The sequence below is a fragment of the Kitasatospora sp. NPDC056446 genome (assembly GCF_042796115.1).
Classification (GTDB): Bacteria; Actinomycetota; Actinomycetes; order Streptomycetales; family Streptomycetaceae; genus Kitasatospora.
Window position 1 is genome coordinate 25,670 of the sequence record NZ_JBHTRF010000045.1, and the last position, 12,548, is coordinate 38,217.

Sequence of the window (12,548 nt, forward strand, 5' to 3'; positions counted from 1 at the left end):
TCGGCCGCGCTGACGTATCGCCGGTTCCGCCGCGCGGCGGTCACGGGCCGGCGTCGGCCGCGGCGAGGGTCTCGGTGCGGCGGCGGCGCGTGGCGGTGACGGCGGTGGCGCAGGCCAGGGCGAAGCCGAGGGTGGCGGAGACCAGGTGGCCGACGGTGGTGAAGTCCGGTAGCGGGCCGGGCCATTCGCTGTCGCCCGAGAGCGGCCAGGCGACGACGAACGCGGCCCAGGGGAGGCGGGCCCAGAGCGGCAGGGCGAGGGTGGCGAACGCGAGGGAGGCCTGGGCGCCGTAGCTGATGCCGTAGTCCGAGTCCTGTCGCACGCTCTCCGGGTACCAGCCGTACCGCAGGGCGACCAGGATGACGGCGGCGGTGACCAGGGTGGCGCCGATGTGCCCGCCCAGGAAGACGGCGGCGGCGCGCCGGGTGCCGAAGCGGCGCTCCGTCCAGGCCAGGCAGCAGCAGACGCCGAGGCCGAGGGTGATCAGGGTGCCGCCGAAGCCGGCGGAGGCGATGTCGGTGAGCGTGCCGTCGTAGAGCAGCGCGCTGCCGAGCAGTGCGGTGACCGGGTGGTCGTGCAGGTTGTCGAGGTTGGTGCTGATGTAGGCGCGGAGGGTGTCCGCCCGGTCGGGCGAGAGCCAGTCCTCCACCCAGACGTGCCCGAGCAGGAGCAGGCCGACGTAGCAGAGCGTCAGCGGCGAGCGGCGCGGGTACGTCCGGAGGGTGCGGAGCAGCCCGGCCAGGAGCCTCCGCGGTGATCGAGCGTTCATGTTCTGATGCTGCCCCAGTCGAGCCGATGGTCCGACCGGCACGACCCGGCCGGCCCCCGTCGCGACAGTACCGCCCCGGTGTGTCCGGCCCGGCGCCGGGCCGAGGGGGAGCAGGGGCCGGGGCGGCACCGGGCCGGGGGCCGGCCGTCGTTCACCTCGCCCGGTGGGCCAGGGTCGCCGTGAAGGGGCGCGGGGACAGGGAGGAGCTGCGGGTGGGGCGGATGCGCCGGCCGGGGGTGGGGGTGACGGTCCAGCGGGCGGCGATGGTGGCGATGGCGAGGACCGCCTCGGTGGTGCCGAAGGTGTCGCCGATGCAGCGGCGGGCGCCGAGGCCGAAGGGGGTGTAGGTGCCGGGGGCGGGGCGGGCGGTGGTGAGCCAGCGGTCGGGGTCGAAGCGGTCGGGGCAGGGGAAGAGGTCGGCCCGGCGGTGCAGCAGGTACGGGCTGAAGAGGATGGTGGCGCCCGCGGGGACGCGGTGGCCGCCGAGCCGGGTGTCGGCGGTGACGGTGCGGCTGAGGATCCAGACCGGCGGGTAGAGCCGCAGGGTCTCGCTGACGATCCGGGCGGTCAGCTGGAGGGCGGGCAGGTCCTCGTGGCGGGCGGGGCGGCCGTCGAGGACGGTGTCGAGTTCGGTGTGCAGGCGGTCGCGGACGGCCGGGTTGGCGGCGAGCAGGGTCCAGGCCCAGGAGAGCGTGGCGGCGGTGGTCTCCATGCCGGCGAGCAGGAAGGTGACCACCTGGTCGTGGATCTCGGCGTCGGTGAGGCCCCGGCCGTCCTCGTCCTCGGCGCCGAGCAGCACGGACAGCAGGTCGTCGTGGTCCGTCCGGGCGGCGCGGTAGTCGGCGATCAGCCGGCCGGTGATCTCCTTGAGGTCCTGCCGGGCGCGCAGGAAGCGGCGGTTGCCCGGGGTGGGGATCCGGTCGGCGCCGGGCAGCGGCATCATGACGCGGCGGCCGACGCCGCGGGTGATGACGTCCATGCACTCGTGCACGGGCAGTGAGCCGGCCCGCTCGTGGGCGGCGAACAGGCAGCGGGCGGTGACGGCGGTGGTGAGGCGGTACATCGCGGCGGGGACGTCGACCACGTCGCCGTCGCGCCAGGAGCCGGTGGTCCCGGCGATCTCCTCGGCCATCATCGCGGCGTAGCCGGGCAGCCGGTCGCGGTGGAACGCGGGCTGCAGCATGCGGCGTTGGCGCCGGTGGGCGGAGGCGGGGCAGGTGGCGAGGCCGTCGCCGAAGATCTCGCGGGCCTTGTCGAGGACGAGCCCGCCCTTGTCGTACGTGCGGTCCTCGGTGAGCAGTCGGCGGACCAGCTCGGGGTGGCAGGCGACGTAGGCGTCGAGCGGGCCGAGCCGCAGCCGGACGAGGTCGCCGTGGGCGGGCAGGCCGGCGACGAAGGCGAGCGGGCGGCGGACGAAGGCCGGGGCGTGGCCGAGCAGCGGGAGTCCGCCGGGGGCGGTGGCCGCGGTGAACCGGGTGGTCGGGAACATGTGGGTCGACACGGGCGTCACCTTGGATCGGGTGGGGCGGACCGGAACGGTTCGTGCCCGGGATCTTTCCCGGCGGCCGTCGGTGAAACGGTGGTGGACCGGCGGGCGGGGTGAACGCGGGGGCGCGTGCCGAACGCCCTTGCGCCCTCGAAGATGTGAGGAATCGTTCACCGTTCGAGGGTGGTGCATGACCCGAAAGTGCGTTCGGGGTCATAGACTTGATTGCCTTGCGAGACTACCGGTCAGTAGAACTGGGCAGTACTACCAGCCTCGGCGAAGCGGCGTGACGACCGGACGGCAGAAGGTCCGGCAGGAAGTGGGGAGTTCGGATGACCGACGAGCGGGTTCACGCGTTCACCGACGACGCCCTCGGCCCGTACGACGCGGTGGCCCTGGCCACCCTGGTGCGGGCCGGTGCGGTCAACCCCCGGGAACTGGTCGGCGCGGCCGTCTCCCGGGCCGCGCGGGTGGACGGCCGGCTGCTTCCCGTCGCCCACACCTCGTACGACAAACCGCAGATCAGCCAGGAGGGCATCGGCGCCGCGCTGTGGGGCGTGCCGACCTACCTCAAGGACAACGTCGACCTGCGCGGCCTGCCGACCACGATGGGCAGCGAGGCCTTCAGCCCCCAACCGGCCCGCCGCAACGCGCGTTTCACCGACCAGTTCCTCTCCACCGGGCTGGCCGTCCTCGGCAAGACCCGACTGCCCGAGTTCGGCCTCAACGCCTCCACCGAGTTCGCCACCGCCCAGCCGGTGCGCAACCCCTGGAAGCCCTCGCACTCGGCCGGCGCCTCCTCGGGTGGCGCGGCGGCCCTGGTGGCCTCCGGCGTGGTCCCGATCGCGCACGCCAACGACGGCGGCGGCTCGATCCGCATCCCGGCGGCCTGTTGCGGCCTGGTCGGACTCAAGCCCACCCGGGGCCGGCTGGTCGCCAACGCGCAGGGCGCCAAACTGCCGATCGACCTGGTCACCGACGGCGTGCTGACCCGCTCGGTGCGCGACACCGCCGCCTTCTTCGCCGCCGCCGAACGGCACCGCCGCAACCCGAAGCTCCCACGGCTCGGCCTGGTCGAGGGCCCGGGGGAGCAGCGGCTGCGGATCGGCCTCGTGGTGGACTCGCCGGTCGCCAAGACCGACGAGCCGACCCGCCGGGTGGTCGAGGAGACCGCCGCCCGCCTGGAGGCCATGGGCCACTGGGTCGAGCCGACCGCCCTGCCGTTCGGCGAGGAGTTCGCCCGCGACTTCGTCACCTACTGGGGCTACATCGCCTGGGCGATCGCCTTCACCGGCCGGGTGCTGATCGACCCCAGCTTCCGGGCCGACCGGCTCGACGGCCTGACCACCGGGCTGCGCCGCCGGTTCCAGGCGGAGTTCCCGCAGACCCCCGGCGTGCTGCGGAGGCTGCGCCGCGCCGAGGGCGTGTACCGGCGGATCTTCCGCAACCACGATGTGATCCTCTCCCCGGTGCTCGCCCACGCCGCCCCGCCGATCGGATACCTCAGCCCGAACGTGGACTTCGACGAGCTGATGGACCGGCTGATGCGCTACGCGGCCTTCACCCCCGTCAACAACGTGACCGGCGGGCCGGGCATCGCGCTGCCGGCCGGCTCGGCCCCCGGCGGCCTGCCGGTCGGGGTGCACCTGTCGGCGGCGCACGGGCAGGAACGGCTGCTGCTGGAACTGGCCTTCGCCCTGGAGGCGGACCGGCCCTGGCGGCGGATCGACGACTGACCGCCCGCGCGCCGGTGCCCGCGCCCCGGCCGGTGCGCAGGGCGTAGGTGCTCCGGGCGTTGGTGCTCAGGGCGTGGGTGCGGCCACCGACCGTGCCGCGCGCACCTCGTGGTGCAGCCGGGACAGCGCGCAGTCCGGTGCGAGCGCGTCCGGGTCCGCCTCCGGCAGCGTCCGGCCGGTGCGCAGCGCCTCCGCGAGGTCGGCCAGCTCCCCGGCCACCGCGCCGACTTCGGCCGCCGTCGGGACGGGCGCGCCGTGCTCGACCCGCACCCGGGTGGCGGTGGTGGCGTCCACGATCCGCTCGACCGCGATCACCAGCGGCCACCAGGCCTGCGCCCGGGTGCCGAGCGGCGGCGGCTCGGTGAGCGCCCGCTGGAACTCGCTGCGCACGGCCGACAGGTCCCGGTAGAGCCGCCGCCGGTACCGGGCCCGGGCCGGCTCGTCCCGGCCGGGGCCGGTGGTGAACGCCAGCGACACGTACGAGGCGGTGTCCTGGACGGCGTCGGCGAGCCGGTCGCCGATCCTGGTGTGCCAGGACTCCGGCCACAGCAGGTAGCCCACCAGCAGCGAGATGCCGCAGCCGATCAGCGAGTCGTAGAGCCGGGGCAGCACCAGGTGGAAGCCCTGGTGGTTGAGCAGGTCGGAGAGCAGCAGGATCACCGGGGTGATCGCCGCGGTCTGGAAGGCGTACCCCTTGGCGGACAGCGCGGGGATCAGCGTCGCCAGCGCCGCCATCACCGGCACGTCCCACCAGCCGTGCGGCACCTCGGCGAGCACCGGAGCGGCGACCAGCAGCCCGGCCGCCGTGCCGAGCGCGCGCAGCACGGCACGGGAGAACACCGAGCCGAAGTCCGGCTTCATCACGAAGGTCACGGTCAGCGCCACCCAGTACGAGCGGGGCACCGCGATCACCGAGACCAGCACCTGCGCCAGGCCGACGCACAGGGCGAGCCGCAGCCCGTACCGCCAGGACGCGCCGGACAGCAGCAGCGCCCGCGCCGCCCGCCGCGCCCGGACCTCCAGGCCGGCCGGGCGGCCCAGCCGGTCGTCGGCGGCGTACGGGTCCGGCGCGGCCTCGTGCACCACGGTGGCGGCGTGCCCGAGGGCCTCGGCCAGCGCGCGGGTGGAGGGGCCGGCGGGCGGGGGCAGCTCGGGGGCCGGGGCCGGATCGGTGCGGCCCTGCTCGACGGCGTCGGCCAGGGCGCGGACGGCGGCCGGGTAGGCGGCGGGCAGCGGACCGGACCCGGGCGGGCGCAGTTGCGCGGCGGCGGCCCCCTCGACCACCGGGATCAGCGCGTTGAGCTGGGCGAGCAGCCGCACCAGGGTCGGCGAACGGCCGTGCCGCCGGGCCCGCCGGGCGAGCAGTAGGTCGTAGGCGTGGTTGAGCGACTGGGTCAGTTCGCGGCGCCGGGCGTCGTACCCGGGCGTGCCGGTGACCTCCAGCAGGTCGGCGGCGGTCCGGTAGGTTCCGGCGACGACCGCGCGTTCGGGCACCCCGACGCGCAACGGCCAGGCGAGCAGGGCCAGGACGAGCACCAGCAGGCCGCCGAGCAGCAGGAGTCCGGGCGGCAGCCACCAGGGGGAGGGCAGCGGCAGGCCGGCCCCGACCACCGCGTTGAGCAGCAGGAGCAGCCCGGAGACGGAGGCGACCGCGCCGATCGAGGAGATCATGCCGGAGACCAGCGCGATGAGGGTCAGCACGGCGACGGCCGTCCAGCCGGTGCCGTACGCCAGGGTGCCGAGCAGCACTCCGAGCGCGCCGAACAACTGCGGGACGGCGATGTTGAACACCCGCATCCGGTAGGCGTCGGCGGTGTCCCCGATGACGGCGGACAGCGCGCCCATCGACACCAGCGCGCCGTAGGCGGGCCGCCCGGTGGCGGTGCCGACCGCGAGCGGGGCGGCGAGCGCGACCGAGGCGCGGGCAACGGCCGCCCAGGGGATCGGCGCGGACCGGGGCCGCAGGCTCTCGGTCAGCCAACTGGGCGGGGCGAGTCGGGCGGCTCCTGGGTGCGGCACGCTCCCAACCTACGGCGCACGGGCGTCGGCGGCCCGGGTAACACGCGGCGCGAGGGCGGGTCCGGTACGTGGTCTCGTACGTGGTCTCGCACGGGACCCGTGGCGGGCCCGGGTTAACGGTTCGTGGGGCTGGTGAGGTTCAGCTCCGGCGCTTATGTCAAATTCCGAAACATACCCCGGCTTATGTCCGTCTCCGAAACATAAAGCGAACCGAGAGAGGCGTCGTGAACAGCGGAGATTTCCCAATCGGTAACCAACCGGAAAGGGTTGACACCCTTAGTTGGTCTAGTCCAATGTGTGGAGGGCGTGGTTCGGCCGGGCCTGAGGCGAGGTGAGAGGCCTTGCGGAGCAGGCGAGTTGGCCTCCTGGCGTGGCGCGGAGGCGCGGTCGGGGGCCGGGCCGAGAAGGAGCGTATGCGGACCGCGTCCGGTCCGAGGGGGGAATTCCCGACCCGGCCGGCAGTCGGTCGAGCTGCCCGCCGTGCCCGTACCGCCCGCCGAATCAAGCGCTGCGTCGACTACGAACCATGGAGTGACTGCCCATGCCGAGCCCTGACGGACAGGCCGAGGAGTATCTGTTCCGAGCCGCCTCGGAGCGCCCCTACTTCAGCGCGGACACCGAGAGCTACCTGGCCCGCACCGCGCTGCGCGAGATCCGCAAGAAGCACCCGCTGCGCGTGCTCTCCGAGCAGGACTACGCGTTCTGGCAGACCTACGGGTACGTCGTGGTCGAGCAGGCCATCCCGGCCGGGGCCGCGCGGCGGCTGCTCGACTTCGCCTGGGAGTTCCAGGGCCTCTCGCCCGACCGTCCCGAGGAGTGGTACCGCGAGCGCGAGTACCGCGACGAACTCGACCGGCACCTGCACATCTACGGCTTCGTCGAGGCGTACCACCACCAACTCATCTGGGACAGCCGCCAGTCGCAGCGCGTCTACGACGCCTTCGTGGACGTGTGGGACTGCGAGGAGCTCTGGGTCACCCTCGACCGGCTCAACCTCAACCCGCCGAACGTCCGCAACCGCGACCGCGCGCTGATCGAGGCCACCGACCGCGGCTTCGACATCGAACTGCACTGGGACGTCGACACCACCCGGGGCGTGCTGCCGCAGCGCGTCCAGGGCATCATCGCGCTCGACGACACCGCCCCCGACCACGGCGGATTCCAGTGCGACCCGGAGCTGTTCCGCCGCTTCAACGAGTGGCAGGCCGCCCAGCCGGCCGACCGCGACCCGATCCGCCCGGACGTCGACCGCGACGAGTTCCCGGTCGTCCGACCCGCGTTGAAGGCCGGCGACCTGCTGATCTGGAACGGCCTGCTCGCCCACGGCGTCGAGCGCAACACCTCCGAGAACGGCGTGCGCGCGGTGCAGTACCTGTCGATGATGCCCGCGCTGGAGGAGGCCGACCGGCTGCGCCGCTCCCGCGTCGAATCCTGGCGCACGCTTCGCACGCCCGACTGGAACCGCACCCTGGTCGGCGACGCCACCCGGCCCGAGGCACTGCGCTACGGAACCGCCGAACTCAACGAGCTGGGCGAGAAGTTGCTCGGCCTGCGGTCCTGGACCGGCCGGGACTTCGGAGCCCAGGACGTCGACGAGCGGGACGCCGACGGGCAGGACGCCCGTGGGCAGGACACCGACGGGCAGGACGCCCGTGGGCAGGACGCCGACGGGCGGGACAGGGACGACCGGCACGCCACGGGGGAGCGGGAATGCGCGACATCTGCCTGACCCTGCCCACCAACCGCGAGTGCGCCGACACCATCACCACTGTCGGCGCCGAAGCCGCCTACGCCGTACAGCGGTTCGGCGTCCGGGTGCACCTGCTGGTGCTGGACTCCGCCGACCCCGCGACCCGCGCCCGGCACGCCGCGGCCGCCGCCGCCCTGCCCGCCGTCGACGGCCTGGTCGTCCACCACCTCGACGAGGACGCCCAACGCGCCTTCCTGTACGAGGTGATCGACCGCTCCGGCGTCCCGGGCCCCGACAAGCTGCTCGACCTGATGCTGCCCGACGCCGTCTCCTACGGCGCCTGCACCAACCGGGCGTTCCTGATCGCCGCCGCACTCGGCTGCGCCTCGGTGCACCGCCGCGACTCCGACAGCCGCTACCAGTGGCACGACGGCGCACCGGTGTTCCCCATCGAGCACGAACTGGCCACGCTCGGACGCAAAGCCGCCGACGCGGTCGACGCCGTCACCGAGAACACCCTCGACCCGGCGCACGCGGACAAGCCCGTGGCCCTGGCCGGAGGCTCCTTCGTCGGCGAACTCTCCGTCGACATCGGCGAGATCCTGGCACTCGACCCCGAGGTCTACCACGACGTGGTCGCGCTCTGGGCCCCGACCGGCGCGACCGAGCACGAGAAGCTCGAACTCGTCGCCACGTCCTTCACCGGCGCCGGCGGCGCCCCGTTCACCGCCGACCGCGCGGTGCTCGACCTGCCCGACATCTGGCACATCGACATGTGCAACATCGGCCTCGACCACCGGGTGTACGAGCGCGTCCCGCTGCCGCCCGCCACCGACACCATCGGCAGCGACTACTTCCTGCACCACCTGGTGCACGACGCCACCCTGCCCGGCGTCACCCACAACCGCCACATCGTCAACTACTACACGCCGGAACGGCGCACCGGACCGGGCTTCACCGCCTACCAGCTGCGCTACGCCAAGTTCCTGCTCTCCATGCTCTACCTCCACCCGGTCTACGCCGAGACGGAGGCCGCAGGCGGCGCCCTGCTGGACGAGCAGCACCACCTGCGCCCCGAGGTGATCGCCGACTCCGCCCGCCGCAGCGCCGTGACGGACCGCGCGGAGAACCACCGCAGGCTGGCCGAACTGGACCGCTGCTACCGGCGACTGGGCGGGAAGTACGCCGAGTTCGCCGACCACCTGGCGCCCCGGCGGGCGCGCCTGCTCGACGAAGCGCAGGCGGACATCGAGGACTTCGCCCTGCTGATCGACGCGTGGGGCCCGCTGGTGCGGGCGAGCAAGGCCACTCCCGTCGACCGGCTGCCGCGATAGCCGGAAGACCGGGAGCACACCGTGATACGCCAGAACACCAGCCACATCCCGAACCAGGCGACGGGCCGCACGGCCGGCCGGACGACGGGCCGCACGACGGGTCGGACCGCGAACCAGGCCGCCGGTCAGGCCGCGAGCCGCACGACCGGCCCGACGCCCACCCACCGCGCCCCGACCATGACCGCGATCCACACCGAGGCACCCCGACCCGACGCGCACGACCACTCCGCGCTGCGCGCCGCGCTCGCCGCCGCCACCGACGACCGGATCATCTACGACCTCGACGGCATCGGCCGGCAGTACGCCGCCCTGCGCGCCGAACTGCCCGGCGTCGCCGTACGGTTCGCGATGAAGGCCTGCCCGGTGGACGGAGTGCTCGCACACCTCGCCGCACTCGGCTCCGGCTTCGACGCGGCCGGCCCGCAGGAGATCGCCCAGGCGCTGCGTACCGGCGTCGCCCCCGAGTCGATCCACTACGGCAACACCATCAAGTCCGACCACAACATCGCCGAGGCCTACCGGCAGGGCGTGCGCGACTTCGCCACCGACAGCCTGGAGGACGTCACCGCGATCGCCGAACACGCCCCCGGATCACGGGTGTTCTGCCGGATCGCGACCACCGGCGACGGCGCCCTGTGGGGCCTGAGCCACAAGTTCGGCTGCTCGCCCGAGGACGCCCTGCGGGTGCTCGGCGAAGCCCGCACCGCCGGGCTGGTGCCGTCCGGCCTGTCGGTGCACGTCGGCTCGCAGCAGATGACCGCCGAAGCCTGGAGCGCCGCGATGGACTCGCTGGCCGCCGTGCTGGAGGCGCTCAACTGGCGCGGCATCACCCCCGAACGGATCAACCTCGGCGGCGGCCTGCCCGCGCTCGGCGTCCTCGACCGGCACGGCCGGCCGCTCGACCCGCCGCTGGACAAGATGTTCGCGGTGATCCGCGAGGGCATGGACCGGCTGCGCGCCGTGAACTCCGGCCCGTTGGAGTTCCTGGTCGAGCCCGGCCGCCACCTGGTCGCCGACCACGGCGCCATCCGCGCGCACGTCGCCCGGCTCACCTCCCGCCACCGCCTCGACGGCACCCGGGAGGACTGGCTCTACCTCAGCGCCGGCAAGTTCAACGGCCTGTACGAGATGGACCAGTTGCAGTACCGGCTGGAGTTCCCCACCCACCCCGGCGGCCAGTTCGTCAACGCCGTGGTGGCCGGCCCGACCTGCGACAGCGACGACGCGTACGCGCAGGAGGACGGCCTGGTGCGCGTTCCGGCCGCGATCGGCTCCGGCGACCCGGTCTGGATCCACTCCTGCGGCGCGTACGCCACCGCCTACGCGACCCGCGGGTTCAACGGCTTCGCGCCGCTGCCCGACACCTGCATCGGCGGGAACGGCGGAGACGGCGGGAGCGGCAGAGACGGTGGGAGCAGCGGCGACGGCGGGACCGGTGGGAACGGCGGCGGGCCGGGTCCCGACGGAGGCACCGCATGACCGGGCACGGTACGACTGCCGACCGTACGACTGCCGCCGACACGACCGCCGACCGTACGAGCGTCGCCGCCCGTGCGGCGGGCGCCCGGATCCGGCTGTTCAGGGAGGAGGACTGGGACGGCGTGGTCGCGCTGGAGGAGCGCGCGTACGCCGCCGGCGGCCTGTCCGAGGGCCGAGCCGCACTCCGGTCCCGGCAGCGCGCCTCCCCGGACACCTGCTTCGTGCTGGAGCACCGGGGCCGCGTCGGCGGCTACCTGCTCGCCCTCCCGTACCCGCTCGACCGCTGCCCGGACCTCGCTCGCGAGGAGGAGCGGGGCGTCGCGGACGGGGGTGCCGGGAACGAGGGCGCGCGCTGCGCCAACATGCACGCCCACGACGTGGTGATCGCCGAGGACCTGCGCGGCCGGGGCCTGTCCCACCTGATGCTGCGCCACCTGGAGGAGACCGCCCGGGCGACCGGCTACCGGACCATCTCCCTGGTCGCGGTGCGCGGTACGCACGTGCTGTGGACCACGCTGGGCTACCGGGCCCGGCCCGAGGTCGGGCTGCCGGAGAGCTACGGCTCCCGTGCGCTCTACATGGCGATGGCCCTGGACCCCGTCCCGTCCCGGCCGCTGCCCTCCTCCGCCGACCCGATGACCGCCGATCCGATCGCAGATGCGACCGCCGACCCGACCGCCGACCCGACCGCCGACCCGATGACCGCCGACCCGGTCACGGACCTGACCACCGGGCCACGGCCCAGAGTTGAAGTGGGCTGATACAGATGTCCCCCGTTCGCGACGACTTCCGCCGGTCCCAACTGGCCATCGGCGCACTGTTCTTCGTCCTCGGATTCCAGTACGCGACCTGGGTCTCCCGGGTGCCCGCGCTCAAGGCCCGGCTCGACCTGGGCGAGGCCCAGATCGGCCTGCTCCTGATGACCTGCGGGATCGGCGCGGCGGTGTCCTTCCCGCTGGTGGCCGTGCTGATGCGGCGGTTCGGCTCGCGTCTGCTGTCGGTGCTGTCGGCGCTCGCCCTCGGGGTGGTCCTTCTCGCGCTGTCGGTGGTGCCGAACTACCCGGTCACGCTGCTGGTGCTGTTCTTCGACGGCGTCGCGGTCGGCTGTCTGAACGTCGCGATGAACGCGCAGGGCGCCGCGCTGGAAGCCCGTTTCGAGCGGACCACGATGTCCCGGCTGCACGCGACCTTCAGCGCAGGGTCCCTGCTCGCCGCCCTGCTGGCCTCGGGCGTCAACGCCTTCACCGGCACCCTGGCGGTGCACTTCGGGCTGGCCGCCGTCCTCCTCGCGGCTCTGGTCGCCGTCGCCCGGCCGGGGTTGCTGGACGACGGCCCGCGGGAGCCCGCCGCCGAGACGGAGAAGAAGGAGCGCCGCGGCTTCGCGCTGCCGGCCGCCGCCACGCTCTGGATGGGTCTGGCGATGGTGTTCGGCACCGTCACCGAGGGCGCGATGAACGACTGGTCGGCGCTCTACCTCAAGGACGTCGTGGACGCGGGTGCCGGGCTCGCGCCGCTGGGCATCGCCGTCGTCTCGGTGATGATGGTGCTGGCCCGGATCTTCGCGGACGGCTGGCGCACCCGCTTCGGCGACGGCCTGATCGTCCGGGTCGGCAGCCTGCTGGCGGGCCTCGGCCTCGCCCTCGCCCTGCTGGTCGGCGGCGTGGTGCCCACCCTGCTCGGCTTCGCCTGCGTCGGGCTCGGTGTCGCGGCGGTGACCCCGTGCGTCTACGTCGCCGCCGCCCGCCAGGGCGCCGACGCGCTCTCGCTGGTGGCCGCCATGGGCACCACCGGCCTGCTCGCCGGCCCCGCCGTGATCGGCTTCATCGCCGGTGCCACCAGCCTGGTCTGGGGCATGGCGGCGGTCGCCGCCTCCGCCGCCGTCGTCTCGCTCTGTGCCACCCGCATCTCCTGGCCGGCCGCCACCCGGGACGCCCCCGCCGCCCCGGAACCCGTCCTCACCCCCGACGCCACCTGACCCACCCCTGCGGCCCCTCTGGCCCCTCCGGCCCCACCGCACCCCTGACCCTCGCCCGGT

At 74.0% G+C, this 12,548-nt stretch carries 9 protein-coding genes; 6 read left to right on the plus strand and 3 right to left on the minus strand.

Annotated elements, in window-relative coordinates:
• Positions 1-40 precede the first annotated feature (40 nt).
• The gene (locus ACFQ6N_RS25600) at positions 41-769 is read right to left on the minus strand and encodes a rhomboid-like protein (RefSeq protein ID WP_380653377.1); all 729 of its coding nucleotides are present in this window, start codon (positions 767-769) and stop codon (positions 41-43) included.
• A 151-nt stretch (positions 770-920) separates the two neighbouring features.
• A complete protein-coding gene (locus ACFQ6N_RS25605) occupies positions 921-2,270 on the minus strand; it encodes a cytochrome P450 (protein ID WP_380653380.1) in 1,350 nt (449 codons plus the stop codon).
• Positions 2,271-2,587: 317 nt separating this feature from the next.
• Between ACFQ6N_RS25605 and ACFQ6N_RS25610 the strand changes: the two genes are divergently transcribed.
• The gene (locus ACFQ6N_RS25610; protein ID WP_380653383.1) at positions 2,588-3,991 is read left to right on the plus strand and encodes an amidase; all 1,404 of its coding nucleotides are present in this window, start codon (positions 2,588-2,590) and stop codon (positions 3,989-3,991) included.
• 66 nt (positions 3,992-4,057) lie between these two features.
• Here ACFQ6N_RS25610 and ACFQ6N_RS25615 read toward each other — a convergent pair whose 3' ends face one another.
• Positions 4,058-6,010 (minus strand): FUSC family protein, encoded by a 1,953-nt coding sequence (locus ACFQ6N_RS25615; RefSeq protein ID WP_380653386.1) that lies wholly within the window; start codon positions 6,008-6,010, stop codon positions 4,058-4,060.
• 541 nt (positions 6,011-6,551) lie between these two features.
• Between ACFQ6N_RS25615 and ACFQ6N_RS25620 the strand changes: the two genes are divergently transcribed.
• The 5 genes from ACFQ6N_RS25620 (at position 6,552) to ACFQ6N_RS25640 (ending at position 12,488) form a co-directional block, all read left to right on the plus strand.
• Positions 6,552-7,739 carry a phytanoyl-CoA dioxygenase family protein gene (locus ACFQ6N_RS25620; RefSeq protein ID WP_380653388.1) on the plus strand — a complete coding sequence of 396 codons (1,188 nt, stop codon included), beginning with the start codon at positions 6,552-6,554 and terminating at the stop codon, positions 7,737-7,739.
• Positions 7,721-9,034, plus strand: coding sequence for a DUF6271 family protein (locus ACFQ6N_RS25625; protein WP_380653390.1), 1,314 nt, complete (start codon positions 7,721-7,723; stop codon positions 9,032-9,034). Before ACFQ6N_RS25620 ends, ACFQ6N_RS25625 begins: the two co-directional genes overlap by 19 nt.
• 177 nt (positions 9,035-9,211) lie before the next feature.
• Complete coding sequence (locus tag ACFQ6N_RS25630) at positions 9,212-10,513, plus strand: type III PLP-dependent enzyme (RefSeq protein WP_380653456.1); 1,302 nt, start codon at positions 9,212-9,214, stop codon at positions 10,511-10,513.
• Positions 10,510-11,274 carry a GNAT family N-acetyltransferase gene (locus ACFQ6N_RS25635; RefSeq protein WP_380653393.1) on the plus strand — a complete coding sequence of 255 codons (765 nt, stop codon included), beginning with the start codon at positions 10,510-10,512 and terminating at the stop codon, positions 11,272-11,274. The genes ACFQ6N_RS25630 and ACFQ6N_RS25635 overlap by 4 nt, the downstream gene beginning before the upstream one ends.
• Positions 11,275-11,279: 5 nt before the next feature.
• Positions 11,280-12,488, plus strand: a complete 1,209-nt coding sequence (locus tag ACFQ6N_RS25640) for an MFS transporter (protein WP_380653396.1) — start codon at positions 11,280-11,282, stop codon at positions 12,486-12,488.
• Positions 12,489-12,548: the final 60 nt, after the last annotated feature.

Coding starts and splice junctions, on each gene's coding strand:
- ACFQ6N_RS25600 (WP_380653377.1), bottom strand. CDS start 769: ATGAACGCTCGATCACCGCGGAGGCTCCTGGCCGGGCTGCTCCGCACC.
- ACFQ6N_RS25640 (WP_380653396.1), top strand. CDS start 11,280: ATGTCCCCCGTTCGCGACGACTTCCGCCGGTCCCAACTGGCCATCGGC.
- ACFQ6N_RS25620 (WP_380653388.1), top strand. CDS start 6,552: ATGCCGAGCCCTGACGGACAGGCCGAGGAGTATCTGTTCCGAGCCGCC.
- ACFQ6N_RS25630 (WP_380653456.1), top strand. CDS start 9,212: ATGACCGCGATCCACACCGAGGCACCCCGACCCGACGCGCACGACCAC.
- ACFQ6N_RS25610 (WP_380653383.1), top strand. CDS start 2,588: ATGACCGACGAGCGGGTTCACGCGTTCACCGACGACGCCCTCGGCCCG.
- ACFQ6N_RS25635 (WP_380653393.1), top strand. CDS start 10,510: ATGACCGGGCACGGTACGACTGCCGACCGTACGACTGCCGCCGACACG.
- ACFQ6N_RS25625 (WP_380653390.1), top strand. CDS start 7,721: ATGCGCGACATCTGCCTGACCCTGCCCACCAACCGCGAGTGCGCCGAC.